Below are 24,172 nucleotides of genomic sequence, written 5' to 3' on the forward strand. Positions count from 1 at the left end.
GGTCGTGGCCACTGGAGAGATGATGAGCGAAAAAATTGAAGACTTCGATCTGATGAGCACCCGCGAAATTTGCTGCCAGTTGCGGATCTCCGCCAGAACACTGGAGCGTTATCGTAAGCGACCGAGCGACAGCAATCCCTTCCCTGAACCAGACTGTTCATACATGGGTGGATCCAACAAATGGCTGAAAACCAAAGTTCACGAGTGGCAAGTCAGAGAAATGTCACGTCCAGTACGGCGCCCAATGTCGCATCTGAATCTTCAGCGTGACAGCAAAGGTCGGATCATCCGGTCTGACGTGGCGTGAACTCCAGAACATCGGGCTCGATGATGCTCATCAGTCGGGCCCACCATTTACCGTACGCCTCTCTCATCTCCTCGATATAAGTGTGCTTATCGTACACCGACCACACGCCAGGTAGTTTATGACCCAGCATCATCTCGGCGATGTGTGGTTCCGTCAGTTCAGAAAAATTCGTTCGTGCTGTCCGGCGCAGATCATGAATAGTAAAATGCGGCACCTGTTCGTTATAGGCCTTCAACATGAATTTCACCAGGTTGCTGCTGATGCTCATGTGAAAGCCCTCGCTCATCGGCTTGTCTTCGTATTTCGAGAAAACAAAACGCCCCGGTGCCAGATCTATAGCCCGCTTTATCAACGGGAGCATCTCAGGGATGATTGGGCGGATTATAGGCTTCTTACTTTTCCGTCCTGTTTTGTGATTTTCCCATGGCACAGTCCAGGAGCCTTCCTCAAAATCGAAATGCGAAACTTCAGCCTGCCGGAGTTCGCCGACCCTGCATGCCCAGACCAGGGACAATTTATAAAGGATTTTATTTCGCTCAATAAGACGGGAATCCTCTATTGCTCGCCAGACAATCGCCAGTTCTTTTCTGTCCAGGGTTCGTTCACCCATTTGTTTCTGGATACCAAAATCACGGCCAGACATTTCTGACAACGGGTTCACCTCAAGCAACTGGCGCTTCACTGCCCATGAGTAGCACTGCCGGCCATTGCTGATTACTCGTCTGGTGATTTCAGAGTAACCCTGTGCCAGTCGGTCCAGAACCGTAAGCCAGTTATGTAGCGTCAGTTGATGCGCCGGATATTTCCCAAGCTTAGGGAAGACGTGTATTTCGAACGATCTCAAAATCTGATCGGCGGTTTCCTTCTGGATGCACACCATCGCATGCCATTCTCTGAATAATTCTTCAAAGGTGTACTGATTGTTTATTTTAGCTTTATCGAGGCTTTGCCTGATGCGGGGATTTTCGCCGCGAGCAAGAATTGCAGCCCACTTCGCGACTTCATCGCGCGCAGCTTTTAAACCGAACTCCGGATAGCTGCCGATCGTCATCTTGTCTTGTTTTCCCAGGAAACGGAATCGGTAGAAAAAGGTAACGGCACCTTTCTTAGAAATGCGCACCCACAGACCGTCCCGGTCTGCCTTCTCTTCAACTTTATCGCGTTCGCGCCCCAGGCACGACTTTAGATAACTATCTGAAATAGCCATGATTTGTCCCTACGTGTGTCCATCAGAACAGTTGGTTCTGTGTCCATCATAGAATATGGACGCGCTGGTGGACACAAAAACCATGACTTATGATGTCGTAGGTTGACTGTACATGCAACCAGTATTATTTTTGTGAAAGCTTATTTAGTGGGGTTTTTGAGGGGATTCTGTCGGAGGTTTGCGGAGGGTGACGTGGTGTCAGTTATCGATGTGAGCAATGATCGAAAAGTTACGTATGTTCTTCATATAGTGTAATTATTGTGCCTTACGCCTGGTTGGACAGGCTTTGAGAAGTCGCTGTTCTGAGCTTAACGTCTGTTTAACTGAAACGCCGCATTCTACACTACAACGCTGAGGCGAGGAAATGTTCATAAAGTCAGGATAGCGGGAACTGGAAACGGCATCGCTTTTCTGATGTAAAACATCGTAAGAGAAGCATGATGCCCGATGGCGCAAGCTTATCGGGTCTACTGGACTTGCTGACCGTTTGTAAGTCGGATAAGGCGAAACCGCCATCCGGCAAGAATATCATGGTGCCGTTTCGGTGGAGGGCGTTTCAACGCGAATCGTACTGGATGGGAGAGCAACATTAAGAATAACGGGTTGCCAGGCTTCGCGTTCAGCCAGCTTGCGGGAATAGCCACGGGCAATCAGGAATCCGCCGACGCCGCCCAGTATCGCGCCGCTTAACGCCGCGAGATCTGAGCCAAACAGCACCTGAAACAGGGAGGCGATGAGGAATAACCCCACCAGCGGCGACAGATAAACCAGCATGGCGGAACCTAACAGACTGCCTTCGGCAATCCCCAGCTCCACTTTCTGCCCAGGTTCTAACGGCACATCGCTCGCCACCACAATGGTATGCGTGGTCTGCGGCCCGAGTTTATTCAGCACGTGGGTGCCACATCCTGAACGTGAAGCGCAGCTGCTGCAGGACGCTTTCACATCACAGCTCACCAATGCCTCACCGTTTTGCCATGACACCACGGTAGCCCACTCTTTGATCATTGCGCGGCTCCGAACTTAATGGTGTCGGCAATGCGCTTCGCTGTCTGCGGCGGCAATTCACCCACGATGGTAATTTCCGCGTTGTCGCGTACGCTGGTGCTGACCGTTCTGCGCCCGGTGCGCAGCATCTGGTCGGTGCTGGCCTGAGTTGCCCGATTGACGTTAATAGAGAAGCTAAACAGACCGTCGGAGTAGAGACGCGATTCAATCGGCATGTTGTCCATCGTTGGCAACGGTCTGCGCCCGCTGGACACTTCGCTAAACCCTTTCGGAAGCCAGGTCGGATTCCAGCTGAATTTGGCTTTTTCACCCGCCGGAACAGAGAGCAGCGGCGGCAAACTGGCTTTCGCCAGCGTCTGCATGCCGCTACCGGCATCCTGATTCACGGTGAAGGCAATCACCCGGAATTGCTCTAACGTTTCGCCATCGCGATCGAGGAGATCGACCCGCATCGGCAGCTTCGTTTCCGTATCCATCCAGACAATATAGCTGTAACGCGTGCCATCACGCGCGACCACGCGAATCACTTCGCACAGGCGATCGGCAATTCGGGTACGACCTACAGCAATAAAATCATAGTAGGGAGCAAGACGTTTGAAATCGGTATAGATAAGCGACGGCAGGGAGTCGACGATGTAGTCACCGTTCAGAGTGAACGGTTCGAGTCCAGGCTCGAAGTAGCTAATTTCATTTCCGCGCTGGACCACTTCACGACGCGGACCATCCATTTGCAGCAGCTGCGCAAGCGGACGATTTTCCAGGCGAGCATGGCGATAACGCAGAGACTCAACGCCTTGTTTCGTGATGCTGACGAATGACAGCTCGTAATTGAGTGACTGGCTCGCCACATTCATCTGCTGCAACAACGCCCCGGACGCAGTGTTGGCCGAGGCGTTGACAGAGAAGAACAGGCTACCCGTCACAAGTGACATGGCAAACCAAAGTTGCTTCATTACTGCGATTGCGTTCCTAAAGTTTGAATTCCTGGCACCTGAACAGCGGCTTGCTGTGTCTGTGCCTGCTCAAACTGAAGCTGTTCGGAGTGCAGTCGGCGTTGCAGTTCGTAATCCTGCAACATGGCGTTGATCCGACGACGCTGCTCCTGTACCTGCTGCTGTTGCCCACCATTCGCGGTCGCATCAGAAGGTACTCCCAGGCTTACCGGGCTGGCTTTACCCATCATCGGCAAAGTATTAAAGACCGGCGTTTCAGGCTGCTGGGACGTTTCAGATTGTCCATTATAGTGCTGGACACCAACGATAACTGCAAGCGATACGCACGCGGCAACGCCCATTTGGGTAAGTTGCGCGGCCCACGGACGCATTTTTTTCCAGAATGGCATTTTCTGCCATTGCTGCGGCGCAGGCTGGGCCTCTGGAATGAATGGCACCGTATTGCGTACCGGCTCATCTTCAATAGCGGCCATTACGCGAGCGGAAATATCGAAATGAAGCACCTCAGGTGTATCACCCCGCATTGAATCACGGATCAGGTGATAGCTTTCCCAGGTTTTTTGCATATCCGAATCGTGAGCCAGTTCGTTAAGTAACTCACTATCCAGCGTCTCGCCATCCATTAAAGCGGAAAGTTTTTCTTTCTGCATGCCTAATACCTTTTCCAGTATCCGCTATCGTCAACGCCTGATAAGCGGTTGAACTTTATTATCAATAGCTTCCCGCGCTCGGAAGATACGTGAACGCACCGTACCCACCGGACAATCCATGATAGCGGCTATCTCTTCATAGCTCAGGCCATCCAGCTCCCGCAAGGTTATTGCCATACGTAAATCTTCCGGGAGGGACTCAATAGTTCGGAAAACTATCTGTCTCAGTTCTTCTGACAACATTAAGTTCTCAGGGTTCGAAATTTCTTTCAGCGCACCGCCACTTTCGAAGTTTTCTGCTTCAATCGCATCAACATCGCTTGATGGCGGACGACGCCCCTGAGCCACCAGGTAATTCTTCGCTGTATTCACCGCAATGCGATACAGCCAGGTATAAAAAGCACTATCTCCCCGGAACGAGTCCAGCGCACGGTAGGCTTTAATAAATGATTCTTGCACCACATCGGGAACATCGCCCGACGGGACATAACGGGAAACCAGACTCGCCACTTTATGCTGGTAGCGTACTACCAGTAAATTGAAGGCTTTCTGATCTCCCTTCTGGACCCGTTCAACCAGGACCTGGTCCGTTAACTGCTCGCTCATCCGAGGTAAAGTCTCCCCAAACCAAATTTCCACGCGTTCGCGAAACGCCACTCCATTAGCTGCACTATGAGCAAGCAACAGGTTAGAGTGTCTCGTTTTTGTAAAGTTCCGTTACGCATCTGTTTTTTGTTTGTCATGTTGTAGACGGTCATTATCTCTCATTATAAGTCTACCGAGTCTGAACAACGCACTATCTTTAAAAATGCCCATAAACCGGTTGCAGAGTAACCCAACGGCCACTTTATTTCATCCTCTAATCTGATGCTTACGGCCCGCCGCGCAAAATGGTTTCCCCACCTGACATCCTTTTACATCGCACCGTTTTGTTTAGTCATTACAACAACACTGAAAATAAAACGTGCTGAATCGCAGATTCTGGTGCTATGCTGGCCAAACACTGTTTAGTACATTAAACAAAATATCATGAAAACTACGCCTGAACTTTCTTGTGACGTGTTAATTATTGGTAGCGGCGCTGCCGGACTCTCGCTGGCGCTGCGCCTGGCTGAAAAGCACCAGGTTATCGTGCTGAGTAAAGGTCCCGTCAGCGAAGGCTCCACTTTCTATGCGCAGGGCGGGATTGCCGCCGTTTTCGATGAAACCGACAGCATTGATTCACATGTCGAAGATACGCTCATTGCCGGCGCCGGTATTTGCGATCGCCATGCGGTGGAGTTTGTCGCCAGCAACGCCCGCCCCTGCGTACAGTGGTTGATTGATCAGGGGGTGCTATTTGATACCCAGGTGCAGCCTAACGGTGAAGAGAGTTACCATCTGACGCGTGAAGGTGGTCATAGCCATCGTCGCATTTTGCATGCCGCTGATGCCACCGGTAAAGAGGTGGAAACCACGCTGGTCAGCAAGGCGCAAAGCCATCCGAACATCCGGGTACTGGAACGCAGTAATGCCGTCGATTTAATCATCTCCGACAAAATTGGCCTGCCCGGCACACGACGCGTCGTGGGGGCATGGGTCTGGAACCGGAATAAAGAGGCGGTGGAAACCTGTCACGCGAAGTCTGTCGTGCTGGCGACCGGCGGCGCATCAAAGGTGTATCAATATACAACCAATCCGGACATTTCCTCCGGAGACGGTATTGCGATGGCCTGGCGTGCGGGATGCCGGGTTGCGAATCTCGAATTTAATCAGTTCCACCCTACCGCGCTGTATCATCCCCAGGCACGTAATTTCCTGCTTACCGAAGCGCTGCGCGGAGAAGGTGCTCATCTAAAACGCCCGGACGGCACGCGGTTTATGCCAGACTTTGACGCGCGAGGGGAACTGGCGCCGCGCGATATTGTCGCCCGCGCTATCGACCATGAAATGAAGCGTCTCGGTGCGGACTGTATGTTCCTTGATATCAGCCATAAGCCAGAAGCCTTTGTGCGTCAGCATTTCCCGATGATTTACGAAAAGCTGCTGGGGCTGGGTATCGACCTGACCAAAGAACCAGTGCCCATCGTGCCAGCAGCACACTACACCTGCGGCGGCGTGATGGTTGACGACTTTGGTCGTACCGATGTGGACGGCCTGTATGCGATCGGGGAAGTGAGCTACACCGGCCTGCACGGCGCGAACCGGATGGCCTCAAACTCGCTGCTGGAGTGTCTGGTGTACGGCTGGTCCGCAGCGGAAGATATCGACAGACGAATGCCTTACGCCCGTGGCGTAAGCGCCCTGCCCGCCTGGGATGAAAGTCGCGTGGACAACCCTGACGAACTGGTGGTGATTCAGCATAACTGGCATGAGCTGCGGCTGTTTATGTGGGACTACGTGGGGATTGTGCGCACCACCAAACGTCTGGAGCGGGCCCTGCGTCGTATCACTATGTTACAACAGGAGATCGACGAATATTACGCCCATTTCCGCGTCTCGAATAATTTGCTGGAGTTACGCAACCTGGTTCAGGTCGCCGAGCTGATTGTGCGCTGTGCGATGATGCGCAAAGAGAGCCGCGGTCTGCACTACACGCTCGATTATCCGGCACTGCTGGAGGAATCTGGCCCATCTGTGCTCTCGCCGTTAACGGCTCACATGAACAGATAAAATGCCTGGGTCAGCGCCGTATAACCTTCGGAGTAACGCTGATCCGGCCCGCGAATCACCAGCCTGTCGCTAAAGCATTCCCCCTTCTTAGGGGAGAATGCCAGCAGCACCCGATGCGGCAACCGCGCCTCCGTTTCAGCAACGTCGGTGCGTAGCCGTAAATGCCAGCCCATATTTAACGCCTGCTGCGTGAAGGTATTGCCGATATTTTCCGGCAACACAACGCACAAGAACCCCTCTTCCGTGATCAGCCCCGTCGCCGTCGCTAACAGCGCAGAATGATCCAGCATCGTGGTATAACGCGCCTGTTCCCGCTGCGGTGTAGCACACTCGACGCCCTGCTCGTAATACGGCGGGTTACTGATGATAAGGTCATATTTAACGGTCTGCCGTGCCGCCCAATGTTGGACATCTTCCGCCTGCACCGTTACCCGATCCGCCCACGGCGACTGGGTAACGTTTTCTTGCGCCTGCGCGGCGGCGTCGCTATCCAGTTCAACGGCATCAACGGTGACGCTTTCATCAGTACGCTGCGCCAGCATCAGCGCCAACAGTCCGCTGCCGGTACCGATATCGAGGATCCGCTTTACGCCCGCCACCGGTGCCCATGCCCCTAACAGAATCCCATCTGTTCCGACTTTCATCGCACAACGATCGTGCGCGACAAAAAACTGTTTAAAAGTAAATCCATTACGACGAAGGACGGATGTAGACTGAGGCATGAATTAAAAACCTTGCAGGAAAAACGGCAACAGCACCTGGTGAAAACAATACCTGAGAAGCGATATCCATACAAACAGATGAAGATTGCAGCCGTAACGTCTATAATCAGCGCCCCACACAGAGGTAGAACATGACTGTAACGACTTTTTCCGAACTTGAACTCGATGAAAGCCTGCTGGATGCCCTCCAGGAAAAAGGTTTCACTCGCCCGACCGCCATTCAGGCTGCCGCCATTCCGCCTGCACTCGAAGGCCGTGACGTACTCGGTTCTGCGCCGACAGGCACCGGTAAAACGGCGGCGTATTTGCTGCCAGCGTTGCAGCACCTGCTCGACTTCCCGCGTAAAAAATCCGGTCCGCCACGTATTTTGATCCTGACTCCGACTCGCGAACTGGCGATGCAGGTCGCCGATCATGCCCGTGAACTGGCCAAAAACACCCATCTGGATATCGCGACAATTACCGGCGGCGTAGCCTACATGAACCACGCCGAAGTGTTCAGCGAAAACCAGGATATCGTGGTCGCCACCACCGGGCGTCTGCTGCAGTATATTAAAGAAGAGAATTTTGACTGCCGCGCCGTGGAAACGCTGATCCTCGACGAAGCCGACCGAATGCTGGATATGGGCTTTGCCCAGGACATCGAGCACATCGCCGGGGAAACGCGCTGGCGCAAACAGACGATGCTGTTCTCCGCCACGCTGGAAGGCGATGCGATTAAAGATTTTGCCGAACGTCTGCTGGAAGAGCCGGTCGAAGTCTCCGCTACGCCATCCACCCGCGAACGTAAGAAGATCCACCAGTGGTATTACCGCGCGGATAACGTCGAACATAAATTCGAACTGCTGAAGCACCTGCTGAAGCAAGACGACGCCACCCGTACCATCGTGTTTGTCCGCAAGCGCGAGCGCGTGCACGAACTGGCTGAAAAGCTGCGTCTGGCGGGGATCAACAACTGCTATCTCGAAGGTGAGATGGCGCAGATCAAGCGTAACGAAGGCATTAAGCGTCTTACTGACGGTCGCGTTAACGTGTTGGTCGCCACCGATGTTGCCGCACGCGGGATCGATATTCCTGACGTCAGCCACGTGATTAACTTCGACATGCCGCGTAGCGGAGACACCTATCTGCACCGCATTGGCCGTACCGGCCGCGCCGGTCGCAAGGGCACCGCAATCTCGCTGGTCGAAGCGCACGATCATCTGCTGCTGCTGAAAATTGGTCGCTACATTGAAGAACCGCTGAAATCCAGGGTGATTGATGAGTTGCGCCCAACCTCACGCGCTCCGAGCGAAAAGATGACGGGCAAACCGTCGAAAAAAGCACTCGCGAAACGTGAAGAGAAGAAAAAAGAGAAAGACAAAGATAAACCGCGCGTGAAGAAACGCCATCGCGATACCAGGAACATTGGTAAACGTCGCAAGCCGAGTACGGCAACGACGCCGCAGGAGTCAAACGAAGAATAAAAAAACGCCGGGATTTCCCGGCGTTTTTATTTAAACGTTAAGCCTTACAGGCTTTCAGTAAAGGTACGAGCGATAACGTCGCGCTGTTGTTCCGGCGTCAGTGAGTTAAAGCGCACGGCATAACCCGAAACACGGATAGTCAGCTGCGGGTATTTTTCCGGATGCTTAACCGCATCTTCCAGCGTTTCACGACGCAAAACGTTAACGTTCAGGTGCTGGCCACCTTCCACACGAACTTCCGGTTTCACTTCCATCGGAATTTCGCGGTACTCAATTTCACCCAGTTTGCTGACCGCTACCACTTCATCTTCGGCAAAACCGGCTTTCGCTGCGATGCAACGCGCTTCGCCTTTTTCGCTGTCCAGCAGCCAGAAGGAATTCAGCAGATCGTCATTAGCGGCTTTAGTAATCTGGATACCTGTAATCATTGTGATGCCTCCCCGGCAAAGTATTTGATTAGGGTTGGCCGGCTCGCGGCCAATTGGTAAAACCATTGTTGCTTGAGTGTATATATACCCCCCTAACACCCTCGATTCATTGATTTAAATCAATAAAATCCACATGCCAAATAAGGGAATGAGATGATTTTATTGTTTTACATCAACTTACGCCATGTGAAGACATAAACTTTTTACACAAATTTTCAACTTTATTAAGTGCATAGCGCACATCATCGCGGAGAGAATTTTGCGCCGTTGAAAGAAGCAGTTAAGCTATGACGATCGAGAATTCGCAGGAGAGCGAGATGGCCACTGAATTAACCTGGCACGATGTGCTGGCTGAAGAGAAACAGCAGCCCTACTTTATCAATACGCTGCATACCGTCGCCGGAGAGCGTCAGTCCGGGATCACGGTTTATCCGCCGCAAAAAGATGTGTTCAATGCGTTTCGTTTCACCGAGCTGGGTGATGTCAAGGTCGTGATCCTTGGACAGGATCCCTACCACGGTCCCGGACAGGCGCATGGTCTGGCGTTTTCTGTCCGCCCCGGTATTGCTACTCCTCCTTCGCTGCTGAATATGTATAAGGAACTGGAGGGGTCGATCCCCGGTTTCACTCGTCCTGCCCACGGTTATCTGGAAAGCTGGGCGCATCAGGGCGTTCTGCTGCTTAATACGGTATTAACCGTGCGGGCGGGTCAGGCGCACTCTCATGCCAGTCTGGGATGGGAAACGTTCACCGATAAAGTGATCGGCCTGATTAATCAACATCGTGAAGGGGTGGTTTTTCTGCTCTGGGGCTCTCATGCGCAGAAGAAAGGCGCAATCATTGATCAAAAACGTCATCATGTCCTGAAAGCGCCTCATCCTTCACCGCTCTCGGCGCATCGTGGATTTTTTGGCTGTAACCATTTTGTGTTGGCGAATCAGTGGTTGGAACAACGCGGCGAGAAGCCGATTGACTGGATGCCCGTTTTACCGGCGGAGAGCGAATAAAAAAATGCCAGCGAATCGCTGGCATTTTTCCATCAGGCTTTGTTCTGACGCCACCATTCGGCAAGCAGCACACCGGTTGCCACCGAGACGTTCAGGCTTTCAACATTCCCCGTACCGTCGATTTTAACGCACAGATCGCTGGCATCGCGCGCCGCATCCGGCAAACCGTCAACGTCCTGACCTAACACCAGGACGATTTTCTCTGGCAGTTCAGTTTTAAACAGCGGCTTACCGCGTTCGCTGGACGTTGTCACCACGGTGTAACCCGCCTGACGGAAATCATCCAACACATCAACGATGCTGTCGCCGGTAATCGGCTGAACGTGTTCGGCACCACCTTCTGCAGTACGAATCGCCGCACCGGACTCCAGCAGCGCCGCATCCTGCACCACTACGCCTTTCACACCGAAGTGCGCGCAGCTACGCATCATGCCACCGAGGTTGTGCGGGTTAGAAATAGCTTCCAGCGCTAACACACAGTCCTGCGCGCCCGCCTGGCTTACCCACTGTTTCACCGTCGTGCCGTTACGTTTTTTAATCAGGAAGCAGACACCGCCGTGATGTTCGGTACCTGAAGCTTTCGCCAGTTCCGCTTCATCAACCACATGGTACGCTTTGCGGTTTGCCGCCATCCAGCGTAATGCTTCTTTGAAGCGCGGCGTGACGCTCTGAATGAACCAGGCGCGGACAATCGCGTCCGGGCGACTCTGGAACAGGGCCTGACAGGCATTTTCACCGTAAACGCGGGTCTCTTCTGCACGTTGACGACGTAAGACTTCAGGATCGATAAAGCTTTTACCGCTGATACCACCGTGATCGGCTTTTTCAGGCGATTCATCACCCGGCGCGCGGGACACGGTCCGCCACGGTGAGTCTTCACGCTTGCGATCGCGGCTCGGAGGGGTTCTTTCATCGCGGGCGGGGCGACGGCCACCGTCGGCACGAGATTTTCCTGGACGTCCGCCACCTTTCCCGGTACGCGGGTTATGGGTACGTTTATCAGAATCATCATCACTGCGGACATACATCACTTTGACCTTGCCGCTTTTGTTTTTCAATTCATCGTTCATGCTTTTCTCCACCAGCGCTGCGCGAAGCGCGCAGATTACCCGATGTGCGCCAGGTTAGCCATTATTTCATTTAAAAGCTTATGACTATTGTACTCATTGAATAAAACAGATTGTCGTTTAAAACAGTCTCATCGATAATATGTAACATATTAGAAACATACCGGCGTCTCTGCCGTTCAATACCCCGACGCATCCAGAGGTTAGTTATGAATACCGTTTGTACCAGCTGCCAAGCCATCAACCGCATTCCCGACGATCGGGTTGAGGATGCGGCAAAATGCGGACGCTGTGGTCACGACCTGTTCGACGGGGAGGTGATCAATGCGACCGGTGAAACACTGGATAAACTGCTCAAAGACGATCTGCCCGTCGTAATCGATTTCTGGGCACCGTGGTGCGGCCCATGCCGTAACTTCGCCCCGATCTTTGAAGATGTTGCCGAAGAACGCAGCGGCAAAGTTCGCTTCGTGAAGATCAACACGGAAGCGGAACGTGAGCTTAGCGCACGCTTTGGTATCCGTAGTATTCCCACCATTATGATCTTCAAAAACGGTCAGGTTGTCGACATGCTGAACGGCGCGGTTCCCAAAGCGCCATTTGATAGTTGGCTGAACGAGTCACTGTAAACTCTGCGGGGCGCATCTTGTGCCCCGTTTTCACCTCTGCGACAATGACGTTTTTCAACGTATTCTCTATGACTGAAAACGCTGTTCTCACGCTTCGCGCTGAACGTCTGGCGCGCGCCACTCGCCCTTTTCTCGCCCGAGGCAATCGCATTCGTCGCTGCCAGCGCTGCTTGCTGCCGCTGAAACTTTGCCTGTGCGCGACGCTGTCGCCTTCTCAGGCAACGAGCCGTTTTTGTCTGGTGATGTTTGATACTGAACCGATGAAACCGAGCAATACCGGGCGTCTGATCGCCGATATTTTACCGGATACTGCCGCGTTTCAGTGGTCGCGGACAGAACCACCGCAGGCCTTGCTGGATCTGGTGAAAAACCCGACGTATCAGCCGATGGTAGTGTTCCCCGCCTCCTATGCCGATGCTGAACGTGTGGTGATTTCCACTCCACCGACAGGTAAGCCTCCGCTGTTTATTATGCTCGACGGCACCTGGCCGGAAGCGCGTAAGATGTTCCGTAAAAGCCCGTATCTCGACTCTCTCCCCGTGATCTCGGTGGATCTGTCGCGGTTGTCGGCCTATCACCTGCGTGAAGTCCATGCCGAAGGGCAGTATTGTACCGCTGAAGTCGCCATTGCGCTGTTGGATCTGGCCGGTGATACCGATGCAGCAAGCAGCCTCGGCGAGCACTTTACCCGTTTTAAAACGCGCTACCTCGCGGGAAAAACCCAACATCAGGGAAGCATCACAGCAGAATCAGCAGAAAGCGTTTAGAATCATTCGGTCACTTCTGTGTAAGGGAAACCGGTATGAGTCAGCGAGGACTGGAAGCACTTCTGCGACCAAAATCGATCGCGGTGATCGGGGCATCGATGAAGCCCAATCGGGCGGGATATCTGATGATGCGCAATCTGCTGGCAGGAGGATTTAACGGTCCCGTTTTGCCGGTAACCCCTGCCTGGAAAGCCGTTCTGGGCGTCCTGGCCTGGCCCGATATTGCCAGTCTGCCCTTCACCCCCGACCTTGCCGTGCTGTGTACCAATGCCAGCCGTAATCTGGCCTTGCTGGAAGCGCTTGGGGAAAAAGGCTGTAAAACCTGCATTATTCTCTCGGCTCCAGGCGCGCAACATGCAGAACTGCTAACCTGTGCGCAACGCTACAACATGCGTCTGCTCGGCCCTAACAGTCTTGGCCTGCTGGCCCCCTGGCAGGGGTTGAATGCCAGCTTCTCGCCGGTCCCGATTAAGCGCGGCAAACTGGCCTTTATTTCTCAGTCCGCTGCGGTTTCCAATACCATTCTCGACTGGGCACAGCAGCGGGAAATGGGCTTTTCCTATTTCATTGCCCTCGGCGACAGCCTGGATATTGATGTCGATGAGCTGCTGGATTATCTGGCGCGTGACAGCAAAACCAGCGCTATTTTGCTTTATCTCGAACATCTCAGCGATGCCCGGCACTTTGTATCCGCCGCCCGTAGCGCCGCGCGCAACAAACCCATTCTGGTGATTAAGAGCGGTCGCAGCCCGGCAGCGCAGCGGTTATTGCATACCAGCGCCGGAATGGATCCGGCCTGGGATGCCGCCATCCAGCGCGCCGGTTTGCTGCGCGTGAAAGATACCCATGAGCTCTTTTCCGCAGTGGAAACGCTCAGCCATATGCGTCCTCTGCGCGGTGACAGGCTGATGATCATCAGTAACGGTGCCGCGCCTGCGGCGCTTGCGCTTGATCAACTTTGGTCCCGCAACGGCAAGCTCGCCATGCTGAGTGAAGAGACCAGCCAGAAACTGCGCGATGCTCTGCCTGCCCATGTCGAGATCGCCAACCCACTGGACCTGCGTGACGATGCCAGCATTGAACATTACACCCGAACGCTGGACATTCTGCTCGCCAGCCAGGACTTTGACGCACTGATGGTGATTCACTCCCCCAGTGCCGCCGCCCCCGCCACTGAGTGTGCACAAACGCTGATTGGAACCGTTAAGCACCACCCGCGTGGAAAATTTGTCTCGCTATTGACCAACTGGTGTGGCGAGTTTTCCTCTCAGGAAGCCCGTAGACTGTTCAGTGAAGCCGGACTCCCTACCTATCGTACTCCGGAAGGGACGATCACTGCATTTATGCATATGGTCGAATACCGGCGCAACCAGAAACAGCTGCGTGAAACGCCAGCCCTGCCCAGCAATCTGACCTCCAACACGGCCCAGGCGCATGATCTGCTTCAGCAGGCGATTGCCGATGGAGCAACCTCACTCGATACCCATGAGGTTCAGCCGATCCTGCAGGCTTATGGATTACATACGCTCCCGACCTGGATTGCCGGCGACAGCATCGAGGCCGTCCATATTGCAGAACAGATTGGCTACCCGGTCGCGCTGAAGCTGCGTTCACCGGACATCCCGCACAAATCTGAAGTTCAGGGCGTAATGCTCTACCTGCGTACGGCAAACGAAGTTCAACAGGCAGCCAATGCAATTATTGATCGTGTGAAAATGACCTGGCCACAGGCGCGGATCCACGGTCTGCTGGTGCAAAGTATGGCGAACCGTGCGGGAGCGCAGGAACTGCGCGTGGTGGTTGAGCACGATCCCGTATTTGGCCCATTGATCATGTTGGGTGAAGGCGGCGTTGAGTGGCGGCCTGAAGAGCAGGCCGTGGTGGCATTACCGCCGCTAAACATGAACCTGGCGCGTTATTTAGTGATTCAGGCGATCAAGAATAAAAAGATCCGTGGCCGCAGTGCGCTGCGCCCGTTGGATGTCGCGGGGTTAAGTCAGTTGCTGGTTCAGGTCTCAAACCTGATTGTCGACTGCCCGGAGATCCAGCGTCTGGATATTCACCCGCTGCTGGCCTCCGCCGGTGAGTTTACCGCCCTGGATGTCACGCTGGATATCGCCCCATTCGAGGGCGATAACGAAAGTCGTCTTGCCATTCGCCCCTATCCGCATCAACTGGAAGAGTGGGTGGATATGAAAAATGGCGAGCAATGTCTGTTCCGTCCTATCCTGCCAGAAGATGAACCCCAGCTTCAGCAGTTTATTTCCCAGGTCACCAAAGAAGATCTTTATTACCGCTATTTCAGCGAGATCAATGAATTTACTCATGAAGATTTAGCCAACATGACGCAAATCGACTACGATCGGGAAATGGCGTTTGTTGCGGTGAGGCGCGTAGAACGAACGGAAGAGATCCTGGGAGTGACGCGAGCGATCTCCGATCCGGATAATATTGATGCGGAATTTGCCGTACTGGTTCGTTCCGATCTCAAAGGGTTAGGATTGGGTCGTCGATTGCTGGAAAAATTGATTACCTATACACGAGATCACGGACTGAGAAGGCTGAATGGTATTACGATGCCAAATAATCGTGGCATGGTCGCGCTGGCGCGTAAGCTTGGGTTTAGCGTGGATATCCAGCTCGAAGAGGGAATCGTCGGGCTGTCGCTGGATCTGGCTCCGCCCGAGGAATCGTGAGTAAGGTACTGGAAATGTTGACCACTTTAACGGGGACGGTGTTATCATTGCCCGCTTATGTCGTCTGCATAGCACAGAGGACCCTTCAATGAACAGAGAAGAAATGCACTGTGATGTTGTCAAAATTTAAGCGTAATAAACATCAACAACACCTTGCCCAACTACCTAAGATTTCTCAATCAGTTGATGATGTCGATTTCTTTTATGCTCCCGCCAGGTTCAGGGAGACCCTGCTGGAAAAGATAGCCAGCGCGAAGCAGCGCATTTGCATTATTGCCCTGTATCTGGAACAGGATGACGGTGGCAAAGGCATTCTTAGCGCGCTTTACGAGGCGAAACGGCAGCGTCCTGAGTTGGATGTTCGGGTACTCGTCGACTGGCATCGTGCGCAGCGTGGACGTATTGGCGCGGCAGCATCCAATACCAACGCCGACTGGTATTGCCGAATGGCGCATGAAAATCCGGGTGTCGATGTGCCGGTATACGGTGTGCCGATCAATACCCGCGAAGCCCTTGGCGTGCTGCACTTTAAAGGCTTTATCATTGATGATAGCGTCCTGTACAGCGGCGCCAGTCTTAACGATGTCTATCTGCATCAGCACGATAAATATCGCTATGACCGCTATCAGCTAATCCGCAACGCCAGAATGGCAGACATCATGTTCGAGTGGGTGACCCAGAACCTGATGAACGGTCGTGGCGTAAATCGTCTGGATAATACCCAGCGTCCGAAAAGCCCGGAGATTAAAAACGACATTCGTTTATACCGCCAGGAGCTTCGTGACGCGGCTTATCACTTCCAGGGCGATGCCGATAATGAACAGCTGTCCGTGACGCCATTGGTCGGTCTGGGGAAATCCAGCCTGCTGAACAAAACCATTTTCCACCTTATGCCCTGTGCGGAGCATAAGCTCACGATTTGCACCCCCTATTTCAACCTGCCAGCAATTCTTGTTCGCAACATCATTCAACTGCTGCGCGAAGGGAAGAAAGTTGAGATCATTGTGGGGGATAAAACCGCCAACGATTTTTATATCCCGGAAAATGAACCATTTAAGATAATTGGCGCATTGCCCTATCTCTATGAGATTAACCTGCGTCGTTTCCTGAGTCGTTTGCAGTATTACGTCAATACCGATCAACTGGTCGTTCGCTTGTGGAAAGATGACGACAATACCTACCATCTCAAAGGGATGTGGATCGATGACAAGTGGATGCTGCTGACCGGGAACAACCTCAACCCGCGCGCCTGGCGTCTGGATCTGGAAAATGCAATCCTGATCCACGATCCTAAGCAAGAGCTGGCTGCACAGCGCGAGAAAGAGCTGGCGCTAATTCGTACGCATACCACGGTCGTTAAACACTATCGTGACTTGCAGAGCATTGCCGATTACCCGGTAAAAGTTCGCAAACTGATCCGTCGCTTACGTCGTATTCGAATCGACAGGCTGATAAGCCGTATTCTGTAAAAGTGAAACCCCGTCCTGAACGGGGTTTTTCCTATGGGGGCATGGTGCGCGTTATTTTTTTTCTGAGCGCCTTTATTCTGTCAGGCTGTAGCCATATGGCGCAGGATAGCTGGAGTGGGCAGGACAAAGCACAGCACTTTATTGCTTCCGCGATGCTCTCAGCCGCAGGTAATGAGTACGCGCAACATCAGGGAATCAGCCGCGATCACAGTGCGATGATAGGGTTTATGTTCTCGGTCAGTCTGGGGGCGTCAAAGGAGCTTTGGGATAGCCGCCCCGCAGGGAGCGGCTGGAGCTGGAAAGACTTTGCCTGGGATGTCGCCGGTGCAACGACCGGCTATACACTCTGGCAAATGGCGCATCACTAGAGGCGCAGACCTTTCCCTTTACGATGCAACGTCAGCGAAACCAAAAATGCGACGATCGACATAACGGTGACATACCAGAAGAACGACGTTTCCATACCGACAGACTTCAGCGACAGCGCCACATATTCCGCCGAACCACCAAACAGAGCATTCGCCACGGCATAAGAAAGCCCCACTCCTAATGCACGAACCTGTGCCGGGAACATTTCAGCTTTCAATATACCGCTGATCGAGGTGTAGAAACTGACGATCAGCAGCGCGCACATTACCAGACCAAATGCTGCATACGGCGAAGTCACATTCTGAAGTGCGGTCAAAATGGGGACAGTAAACAGGGTTGCCAGCGCGCCGAAACACAGCATGGAGGTACGTCGGCCAATTTTATCTGACAACGCACCAAACAGCGGCTGCACAAGCATATAAACAAATAGCGCCGCCGTCATAATGCCGCTTGCCACATTGGCATGCATACCTGCGGTGTTTACCAGATACTTTTGCATATAGGTAGTGAAGGTATAGAAGCACAGCGATCCCGCCGCGGTGAACCCGAGCACCATGATGAACGCTCTACGGTTACGCCATAACCCTTTCAGCGAGCCCGCCTCTTTCAGCGCACGCGTTTCCTGCTTTGATGTTTCATCCAGTTGACGACGTAACCAGAGCGCCACAATCGCCAGTACTGCGCCTAATGCGAAAGGAATACGCCAGCCCCACTCTCTGAGGGCTGAATCTTCCATAGTCTGCTGTAAGACAACCACAACCAGCAGCGCCAACAGTTGACCACCGATAAGTGTGACGTACTGGAAAGAGGCGTAAAACCCCTTACGGCCCTCGACAGCAACTTCACTCATGTAGGTCGCGCTGGTGCCATACTCCCCACCAACAGATAATCCCTGGAACAAACGCGCCAGCAGTAACAGCGCCGGAGCCCAGGTTCCAATGGTTTCATAACCTGGCAGGCAGGCGATCACCAGCGATCCCAGACACATCATACAAACGGACAAAAGCATGGATTTTTTACGACCATGTTTATCGGCGATACGACCGAATAGCCAACCACCAATCGGACGCATTAAAAACCCGGCCGCAAAAACGCCTGCGGTTTGTAGTAGCTGCGTTGTCGTGTTTCCGGAAGGAAAGAAGATGTGGGCAAAATAGAGCGAGCAAAACGAGTAGACATAGAAATCAAACCATTCGACCAGATTTCCGGATGACGCGCCTACAATTGCCCATATGCGACGACGGGTATCACTATCAGTCAGTGACCCGCTCGCAGTTACACTGCTTTCAGTCATTAAAGTTGTACTCCTGCCAAAGATCCGGTTGTGTTTGCTGTCTTTTTTAGTAAAATAAATGTTATATAATTGTTATATGTTGTTGTGTGACAGCGATCGCGGTTTTAATTAGCAGGGAAAGAATTTAGGAGTAAGCGCAGGGATCAGTTGATGAGATTCATCGTGACGGCGCGCGCAGAGGTTCGACTATTCTGGACGGTCGTGTCCGTTAACCACAGAGCCTCGCCCTGACAGCAGGCCAGATAAGGCAAAGCCACACTCCAAATTTGCAGCGCAGAAACGCAAAAAGCCCATCCGTCAGGATGGGCTCTTCACTTAATTGATGCCTGGCAGTTCCCTACTCTCGCATGGGGAGACCCCACACTACCATCGGCGCTACGGCGTTTCACTTCTGAGTTCGGCATGGGGTCAGGTGGGACCACCGCGCTACAGCCGCCAGGCAAATTCTGTTTATTAACCCGCCTTTCGCCGGTTAATCTAATCTGTAATCACGCTGAAAATTTTCTCAATTCCGCCAAAACAGCTTCGGCGTTGTAAGGTTAAGCCTCACGGTTCATTAGTACCGGTTAGCTCAACGCATCGCTGCGCTTACACACCCGGCCTATCAACGTCGTCGTCTTCAACGTTCCTTCAGGACCCTTAAAGGGTCAGGGAGAACTCATCTCGGGGCAAGTTTCGTGCTTAGATGCTTTCAGCACTTATCTCTTCCGCATTTAGCTACCGGGCAGTGCCATTGGCATGACAACCCGAACACCAGTGATGCGTCCACTCCGGTCCTCTCGTACTAGGAGCAGCCCCCCTCAATTCTCCAGCGCCCACGGCAGATAGGGACCGAACTGTCTCACGACGTTCTAAACCCAGCTCGCGTACCACTTTAAATGGCGAACAGCCATACCCTTGGGACCTACTTCAGCCCCAGGATGTGATGAGCCGACATCGAGGTGCCAAACACCGCCGTCGATATGAACTCTTGGGCGGTATCAGCCTGTTATCCCCGGAGTACCTTTTATCCGTTGAGCGATGGCCCTTCCATTCAGAACCACCGGATCACTAAGACCTGCTTTCGCACCTGCTCGCGCCGTCACGCTCGCAGTCAAGCTAGCTTATGCCTTTGCACTAACCTCCTGATGTCCGACCAGGATTAGCTAACCTTCGTGCTCCTCCGTTACTCTTTAGGAGGAGACCGCCCCAGTCAAACTACCCACCAGACACTGTCCGCAACCCGGATTACGGGCCCACGTTAGAACACCAGCCATTAAAGGGTGGTATTTCAAGGACGGCTCCACACGAACTGGCGTCCGCGCTTCAAAGCCTCCCACCTATCCTACACATCAAGGACCAGTGTTCAGTGTCAAGCTATAGTAAAGGTTCACGGGGTCTTTCCGTCTTGCCGCGGGTACACTGCATCTTCACAGCGAGTTCAATTTCACTGAGTCTCGGGTGGAGACAGCCTGGCCATCATTACGCCATTCGTGCAGGTCGGAACTTACCCGACAAGGAATTTCGCTACCTTAGGACCGTTATAGTTACGGCCGCCGTTTACCGGGGCTTCGATCAAGAGCTTCTCCTTACGGATAACCCCATCAATTAACCTTCCGGCACCGGGCAGGCGTCACACCGTATACGTCCACTTTCGTGTTTGCACAGTGCTGTGTTTTTAATAAACAGTTGCAGCCAGCTGGTATCTTCGACTGATTTCAGCTCCACGAGTAAATCGCTTCACCTACGCATCAGCGTGCCTTCTCCCGAAGTTACGGCACCATTTTGCCTAGTTCCTTCACCCGAGTTCTCTCAAGCGCCTTGGTATTCTCTACCTGACCACCTGTGTCGGTTTGGGGTACGATCTGATGTTACCTGATGCTTAGAGGCTTTTCCTGGAAGCAGGGCATTTGTTGCTTCAGCACCGTAGTGCCTCGTCATCACGCCTCAGTGTTAAAGTGAACCGGATTTACCTGGAACACACACCTACACGCTTAAACCGGGACAACCGTCGCCCGGCCAACATAGCCTTCTCCGTCCCCCCTTCGCAGTAACACCTGGTACAGGAATATTAACCTGTTTCCCATCGACTACGCCTTTCGGCCTCGCCTTAGGGGTCGACTCACCCTGCCCCGATTAACGTTGGACAGGAACCCTTGGTCTTCCGGCGAGCGGGCTTTTCACCCGCTTTATCGTTACTTATGTCAGCATTCGCACTTCTGATACCTCCAGCATGCCTCACAGCACACCTTCACAGGCTTACAGAACGCTCCCCTACCCAACAACACTTAGTGTCGCTGCCGCAGCTTCGGTGCATGGTTTAGCCCCGTTACATCTTCCGCGCAGGCCGACTCGACCAGTGAGCTATTACGCTTTCTTTAAATGATGGCTGCTTCTAAGCCAACATCCTGGCTGTCTGAGCCTTCCCACATCGTTTCCCACTTAACCATGACTTTGGGACCTTAGCTGGCGGTCTGGGTTGTTTCCCTCTTCACGACGGACGTTAGCACCCGCCGTGTGTCTCCCGTGATAACATTCTCCGGTATTCGCAGTTTGCATCGGGTTGGTAAGCCGGGATGGCCCCCTAGCCGAAACAGTGCTCTACCCCCGGAGATGAATTCACGAGGCGCTACCTAAATAGCTTTCGGGGAGAACCAGCTATCTCCCGGTTTGATTGGCCTTTCACCCCCAGCCACAAGTCATCCGCTAATTTTTCAACATTAGTCGGTTCGGTCCTCCAGTTAGTGTTACCCAACCTTCAACCTGCCCATGGCTAGATCACCGGGTTTCGGGTCTATACCCTGCAACTTAACGCCCAGTTAAGACTCGGTTTCCCTTCGGCTCCCCTATTCGGTTAACCTTGCTACAGAATATAAGTCGCTGACCCATTATACAAAAGGTACGCAGTCACCCCATAAAGAGGCTCCCACTGCTTGTACGTACACGGTTTCAGGTTCTTTTTCACTCCCCTCGCCGGGGTTCTTTTCGCCTTTCCCTCACGGTACTGGTTCACTATCGGTCAGTCAGGAGTATTTAGCCTTGGAGGATGGTCCCCCCATATTCAGACAGGATACCACGTGTCCCGCCCTACTCATCGAGCTCACAACACATGCAATTTTGTGTACGGGGCTGTCACCCTGTATCGCCGGCCTTTCCAGACCGTTCCACTACCACACATGCTGATTCAGGCTCTGGGCTGCTCCCCGTTCGCTCGCCGCTACTGGGGGAATCTCGGTTGATTTCTTTTCCTCGGGGTACTTAGATGTTTCAGTTCCCCCGGTTCGCCTCGTTAACCTATGGATTCAGTTAACGATAGTGCAACGAATTGCACTGGGTTTCCCCATTCGGACATCGCCGGCTATAACGGTTCATATCACCTTACCGACGCTTTTCGCAGATTAGCACGTCCTTCATCGCCTCTGACTGCCAGGGCATCCACCGTGTACGCTTAGTCGCTTAACCTCACAACCCGAAGATGTTTCTTTCGATTCATCATCGTGTTGCGAAAATTTGAGAGACTCGAACACACCATTAACAGTGTGTCGTTTCAATTTTCAGCTTGATCCAGATTTTTAAAGAGCAAATATCTCAAACATGACTCGCTGAGTCAGTTTTGAGATACAAAGGCCGGCGACTTTCACTCACACAAACCAGCAAGTGGCGTCCCCTAGGGGATTCGAACCCCTGTTACCGCCGTGAAAGGGCGGTGTCCTGGGCCTCTAGACGAAGGGGACACTGAAGTCTGCTTCGGCAAGACGCCTTGCTTTTTACTTTTCATCAGACAATCTGTGTGGGCACTACAAAGGCAGGTTCTTTAAGGTAAGGAGGTGATCCAACCGCAGGTTCCCCTACGGTTACCTTGTTACGACTTCACCCCAGTCATGAATCACAAAGTGGTAAGCGCCCTCCCGAAGGTTAAGCTACCTACTTCTTTTGCAACCCACTCCCATGGTGTGACGGGCGGTGTGTACAAGGCCCGGGAACGTATTCACCGTGGCATTCTGATCCACGATTACTAGCGATTCCGACTTCATGGAGTCGAGTTGCAGACTCCAATCCGGACTACGACATACTTTATGAGGTCCGCTTGCTCTCGCGAGGTCGCTTCTCTTTGTATATGCCATTGTAGCACGTGTGTAGCCCTGGTCGTAAGGGCCATGATGACTTGACGTCATCCCCACCTTCCTCCAGTTTATCACTGGCAGTCTCCTTTGAGTTCCCGGCCTAACCGCTGGCAACAAAGGATAAGGGTTGCGCTCGTTGCGGGACTTAACCCAACATTTCACAACACGAGCTGACGACAGCCATGCAGCACCTGTCTCACAGTTCCCGAAGGCACCAAGGCATCTCTGCCAAGTTCTGTGGATGTCAAGACCAGGTAAGGTTCTTCGCGTTGCATCGAATTAAACCACATGCTCCACCGCTTGTGCGGGCCCCCGTCAATTCATTTGAGTTTTAACCTTGCGGCCGTACTCCCCAGGCGGTCTATTTAACGCGTTAGCTCCGGAAGCCACGCCTCAAGGGCACAACCTCCAAATAGACATCGTTTACGGCGTGGACTACCAGGGTATCTAATCCTGTTTGCTCCCCACGCTTTCGCACCTGAGCGTCAGTCTTCGTCCAGGGGGCCGCCTTCGCCACCGGTATTCCTCCAGATCTCTACGCATTTCACCGCTACACCTGGAATTCTACCCCCCTCTACGAGACTCAAGCCTGCCAGTTTCGAATGCAGTTCCCAGGTTGAGCCCGGGGATTTCACATCCGACTTGACAGACCGCCTGCGTGCGCTTTACGCCCAGTAATTCCGATTAACGCTTGCACCCTCCGTATTACCGCGGCTGCTGGCACGGAGTTAGCCGGTGCTTCTTCTGCGGGTAACGTCAATGGCTAAGGTTATTAACCTTAACCCCTTCCTCCCCGCTGAAAGTACTTTACAACCCGAAGGCCTTCTTCATACACGCGGCATGGCTGCATCAGGCTTGCGCCCATTGTGCAATATTCCCCACTGCTGCCTCCCGTAGGAGTCTGGACCGTGTCTCAGTTCCAGTGTGGCTGGTCATCCTCTCAGACCAGCTAGGGATCGTCGCCTTGGTGAGCCGTTACCTCACCAACAAGCTAATCCCATCTGGGCACATCCGATGGCAAGAGGCCCGAAGGTCCCCCTCTTTGGTCTTGCGACATTATGCGGTATTAGCTACCGTTTCCAGTAGTTATCCCCCTCCATCGGGCAGTTTCCCAGACATTACTCACCCGTCCGCCACTCGTCAGCAAAGCAGCAAGCTGCTTCCTGTTACCGTTCGACTTGCATGTGTTAGGCCTGCCGCCAGCGTTCAATCTGAGCCATGATCAAACTCTTCAATTTAAGTTTGATGCTCCTAGAATTAAACGTCGTAATGAATTACGTGTTCACTCTTTGAGACTTGGTATTCATTTTTCGTCTTGCGACGTTAAGAATCCATGTCACTCTGAGTGCCCACACAGATTGTCTGATAAATTGTTAAA

18 protein-coding genes, 1 tRNA gene, 3 rRNA genes and 1 pseudogene are annotated in these 24,172 nt (G+C 53.0%); 9 read left to right on the top strand and 14 right to left on the bottom strand.

The genetic code is table 11. The annotated features are described in order from the left end of the window. Positions 1-22: 22 nt before the first annotated feature. The gene (gene xis / locus ACQ0PY_RS17610; protein WP_061069717.1) at positions 23-307 is read left to right on the top strand and encodes an excisionase Xis; all 285 of its coding nucleotides are present in this window, start codon (positions 23-25) and stop codon (positions 305-307) included. Here xis and ACQ0PY_RS17615 read toward each other — a convergent pair. The 6 genes and pseudogenes from ACQ0PY_RS17615 to rseD all read right to left on the bottom strand — a co-directional run bounded on the left by ACQ0PY_RS17615 (position 285) and on the right by rseD (position 4,893). Continuing rightward, the gene (locus ACQ0PY_RS17615; protein WP_446894170.1) at positions 285-1,514 is read right to left on the bottom strand and encodes a tyrosine-type recombinase/integrase; all 1,230 of its coding nucleotides are present in this window, start codon (positions 1,512-1,514) and stop codon (positions 285-287) included. The two genes, xis and ACQ0PY_RS17615, sit on opposite strands and share 23 nt — an antisense overlap. Before the next feature lie 528 nt (positions 1,515-2,042). Beyond that, positions 2,043-2,522: a SoxR-reducing system protein RseC gene (rseC, locus tag ACQ0PY_RS17620; RefSeq protein WP_109740565.1), complete on the bottom strand. Its 480-nt coding sequence runs from the start codon at positions 2,520-2,522 to the stop codon at positions 2,043-2,045. Then, positions 2,519-3,475: a sigma-E factor regulatory protein RseB gene (rseB, locus tag ACQ0PY_RS17625; protein WP_042999715.1), complete on the bottom strand. Its 957-nt coding sequence runs from the start codon at positions 3,473-3,475 to the stop codon at positions 2,519-2,521. The genes rseC and rseB overlap by 4 nt, the downstream gene beginning before the upstream one ends. Next, entirely contained in the window at positions 3,475-4,125 is a 651-nt protein-coding gene (gene rseA / locus ACQ0PY_RS17630; protein ID WP_042999714.1) for an anti-sigma-E factor RseA, read from the bottom strand. The genes rseB and rseA overlap by 1 nt, the downstream gene beginning before the upstream one ends. Positions 4,126-4,155: 30 nt before the next feature. Then, the gene (gene rpoE / locus ACQ0PY_RS17635) at positions 4,156-4,731 is read right to left on the bottom strand and encodes an RNA polymerase sigma factor RpoE (protein WP_000003307.1); all 576 of its coding nucleotides are present in this window, start codon (positions 4,729-4,731) and stop codon (positions 4,156-4,158) included. Further along, positions 4,728-4,893 (bottom strand): annotated as a pseudogene (rseD, locus tag ACQ0PY_RS17640) (rpoE leader peptide RseD). The gene rpoE and the pseudogene rseD overlap by 4 nt, the downstream one beginning before the upstream one ends. A 261-nt stretch (positions 4,894-5,154) precedes the next feature. Between rseD and nadB the strand changes: the two are divergent. Then, positions 5,155-6,777, top strand: coding sequence for an L-aspartate oxidase (gene nadB, locus ACQ0PY_RS17645; RefSeq protein ID WP_044253156.1), 1,623 nt, complete (start codon positions 5,155-5,157; stop codon positions 6,775-6,777). Here the strand turns inward: nadB and trmN are convergent. Beyond that, complete coding sequence (gene trmN / locus ACQ0PY_RS17650; RefSeq protein WP_044253159.1) at positions 6,762-7,499, bottom strand: tRNA(1)(Val) (adenine(37)-N(6))-methyltransferase TrmN; 738 nt, start codon at positions 7,497-7,499, stop codon at positions 6,762-6,764. The two genes, nadB and trmN, sit on opposite strands and share 16 nt — an antisense overlap. 131 nt (positions 7,500-7,630) lie before the next feature. On the opposite strand from trmN, the gene srmB reads away from it, so the two are divergent. Next, positions 7,631-8,965, top strand: a complete 1,335-nt coding sequence (gene srmB, locus ACQ0PY_RS17655) for an ATP-dependent RNA helicase SrmB (protein WP_042999711.1) — start codon at positions 7,631-7,633, stop codon at positions 8,963-8,965. 44 nt (positions 8,966-9,009) lie between these two features. Here the strand turns inward: srmB and grcA are convergent, their stop codons facing one another. Beyond that, positions 9,010-9,393: an autonomous glycyl radical cofactor GrcA gene (grcA, locus tag ACQ0PY_RS17660; protein ID WP_044253162.1), complete on the bottom strand. Its 384-nt coding sequence runs from the start codon at positions 9,391-9,393 to the stop codon at positions 9,010-9,012. Between the two features lie 317 nt (positions 9,394-9,710). Between grcA and ung the strand changes: the two genes are divergently transcribed. After that, positions 9,711-10,400 (top strand): uracil-DNA glycosylase, encoded by a 690-nt coding sequence (gene ung, locus ACQ0PY_RS17665; protein WP_042999709.1) that lies wholly within the window; start codon positions 9,711-9,713, stop codon positions 10,398-10,400. Positions 10,401-10,432: 32 nt separating this feature from the next. On the opposite strand, the gene ACQ0PY_RS17670 is transcribed toward ung, so the two are convergent. Further along, positions 10,433-11,470, bottom strand: a complete 1,038-nt coding sequence (locus tag ACQ0PY_RS17670) for a tRNA/rRNA methyltransferase (protein WP_044253165.1) — start codon at positions 11,468-11,470, stop codon at positions 10,433-10,435. A 206-nt stretch (positions 11,471-11,676) separates the two neighbouring features. On the opposite strand from ACQ0PY_RS17670, the gene trxC reads away from it, so the two are divergent. The 5 genes from trxC to ACQ0PY_RS17695 all read left to right on the top strand — a co-directional run bounded on the left by trxC (position 11,677) and on the right by ACQ0PY_RS17695 (position 17,396). After that, positions 11,677-12,096, top strand: coding sequence for a thioredoxin TrxC (gene trxC / locus ACQ0PY_RS17675; protein ID WP_042999707.1), 420 nt, complete (start codon positions 11,677-11,679; stop codon positions 12,094-12,096). Between the two features lie 68 nt (positions 12,097-12,164). Continuing rightward, the gene (gene tapT, locus ACQ0PY_RS17680) at positions 12,165-12,863 is read left to right on the top strand and encodes a tRNA-uridine aminocarboxypropyltransferase (protein ID WP_042999706.1); all 699 of its coding nucleotides are present in this window, start codon (positions 12,165-12,167) and stop codon (positions 12,861-12,863) included. A gap of 35 nt (positions 12,864-12,898) precedes the next feature. Beyond that, on the top strand, positions 12,899-15,559 hold the full coding sequence (locus ACQ0PY_RS17685) for a bifunctional acetate--CoA ligase family protein/GNAT family N-acetyltransferase (protein WP_058586971.1): 2,661 nt from the start codon (positions 12,899-12,901) through the stop codon (positions 15,557-15,559). Positions 15,560-15,672: 113 nt separating this feature from the next. Next, positions 15,673-17,028 carry a CDP-diacylglycerol--serine O-phosphatidyltransferase gene (gene pssA, locus ACQ0PY_RS17690; protein ID WP_044253171.1) on the top strand — a complete coding sequence of 452 codons (1,356 nt, stop codon included), beginning with the start codon at positions 15,673-15,675 and terminating at the stop codon, positions 17,026-17,028. A 41-nt stretch (positions 17,029-17,069) separates the two neighbouring features. Continuing rightward, positions 17,070-17,396 (top strand): YfiM family lipoprotein, encoded by a 327-nt coding sequence (locus tag ACQ0PY_RS17695; RefSeq protein ID WP_054176525.1) that lies wholly within the window; start codon positions 17,070-17,072, stop codon positions 17,394-17,396. On the opposite strand, the gene ACQ0PY_RS17700 is transcribed toward ACQ0PY_RS17695, so the two are convergent. The 5 genes from ACQ0PY_RS17700 to ACQ0PY_RS17720 all read right to left on the bottom strand — a co-directional run bounded on the left by ACQ0PY_RS17700 (position 17,393) and on the right by ACQ0PY_RS17720 (position 24,032). Then, positions 17,393-18,691: an MFS transporter gene (locus ACQ0PY_RS17700; RefSeq protein ID WP_109740566.1), complete on the bottom strand. Its 1,299-nt coding sequence runs from the start codon at positions 18,689-18,691 to the stop codon at positions 17,393-17,395. The two genes, ACQ0PY_RS17695 and ACQ0PY_RS17700, sit on opposite strands and share 4 nt — an antisense overlap. 324 nt (positions 18,692-19,015) lie before the next feature. After that, positions 19,016-19,131 (bottom strand): 5S ribosomal RNA (gene rrf / locus ACQ0PY_RS17705). A 95-nt stretch (positions 19,132-19,226) separates the two neighbouring features. Further along, positions 19,227-22,132, bottom strand: a 23S ribosomal RNA gene (locus ACQ0PY_RS17710). A gap of 196 nt (positions 22,133-22,328) precedes the next feature. Beyond that, positions 22,329-22,404, bottom strand: a tRNA-Glu gene (locus ACQ0PY_RS17715). An 86-nt stretch (positions 22,405-22,490) separates the two neighbouring features. Beyond that, positions 22,491-24,032: ribosomal RNA gene (locus ACQ0PY_RS17720) — 16S ribosomal RNA — on the bottom strand. Together the 16S, 23S and 5S rRNA genes with 1 tRNA gene alongside form the textbook arrangement of a ribosomal RNA operon. Positions 24,033-24,172 lie beyond the last annotated feature (140 nt).

This window comes from Citrobacter sp. LST-B2, assembly GCF_057983045.1.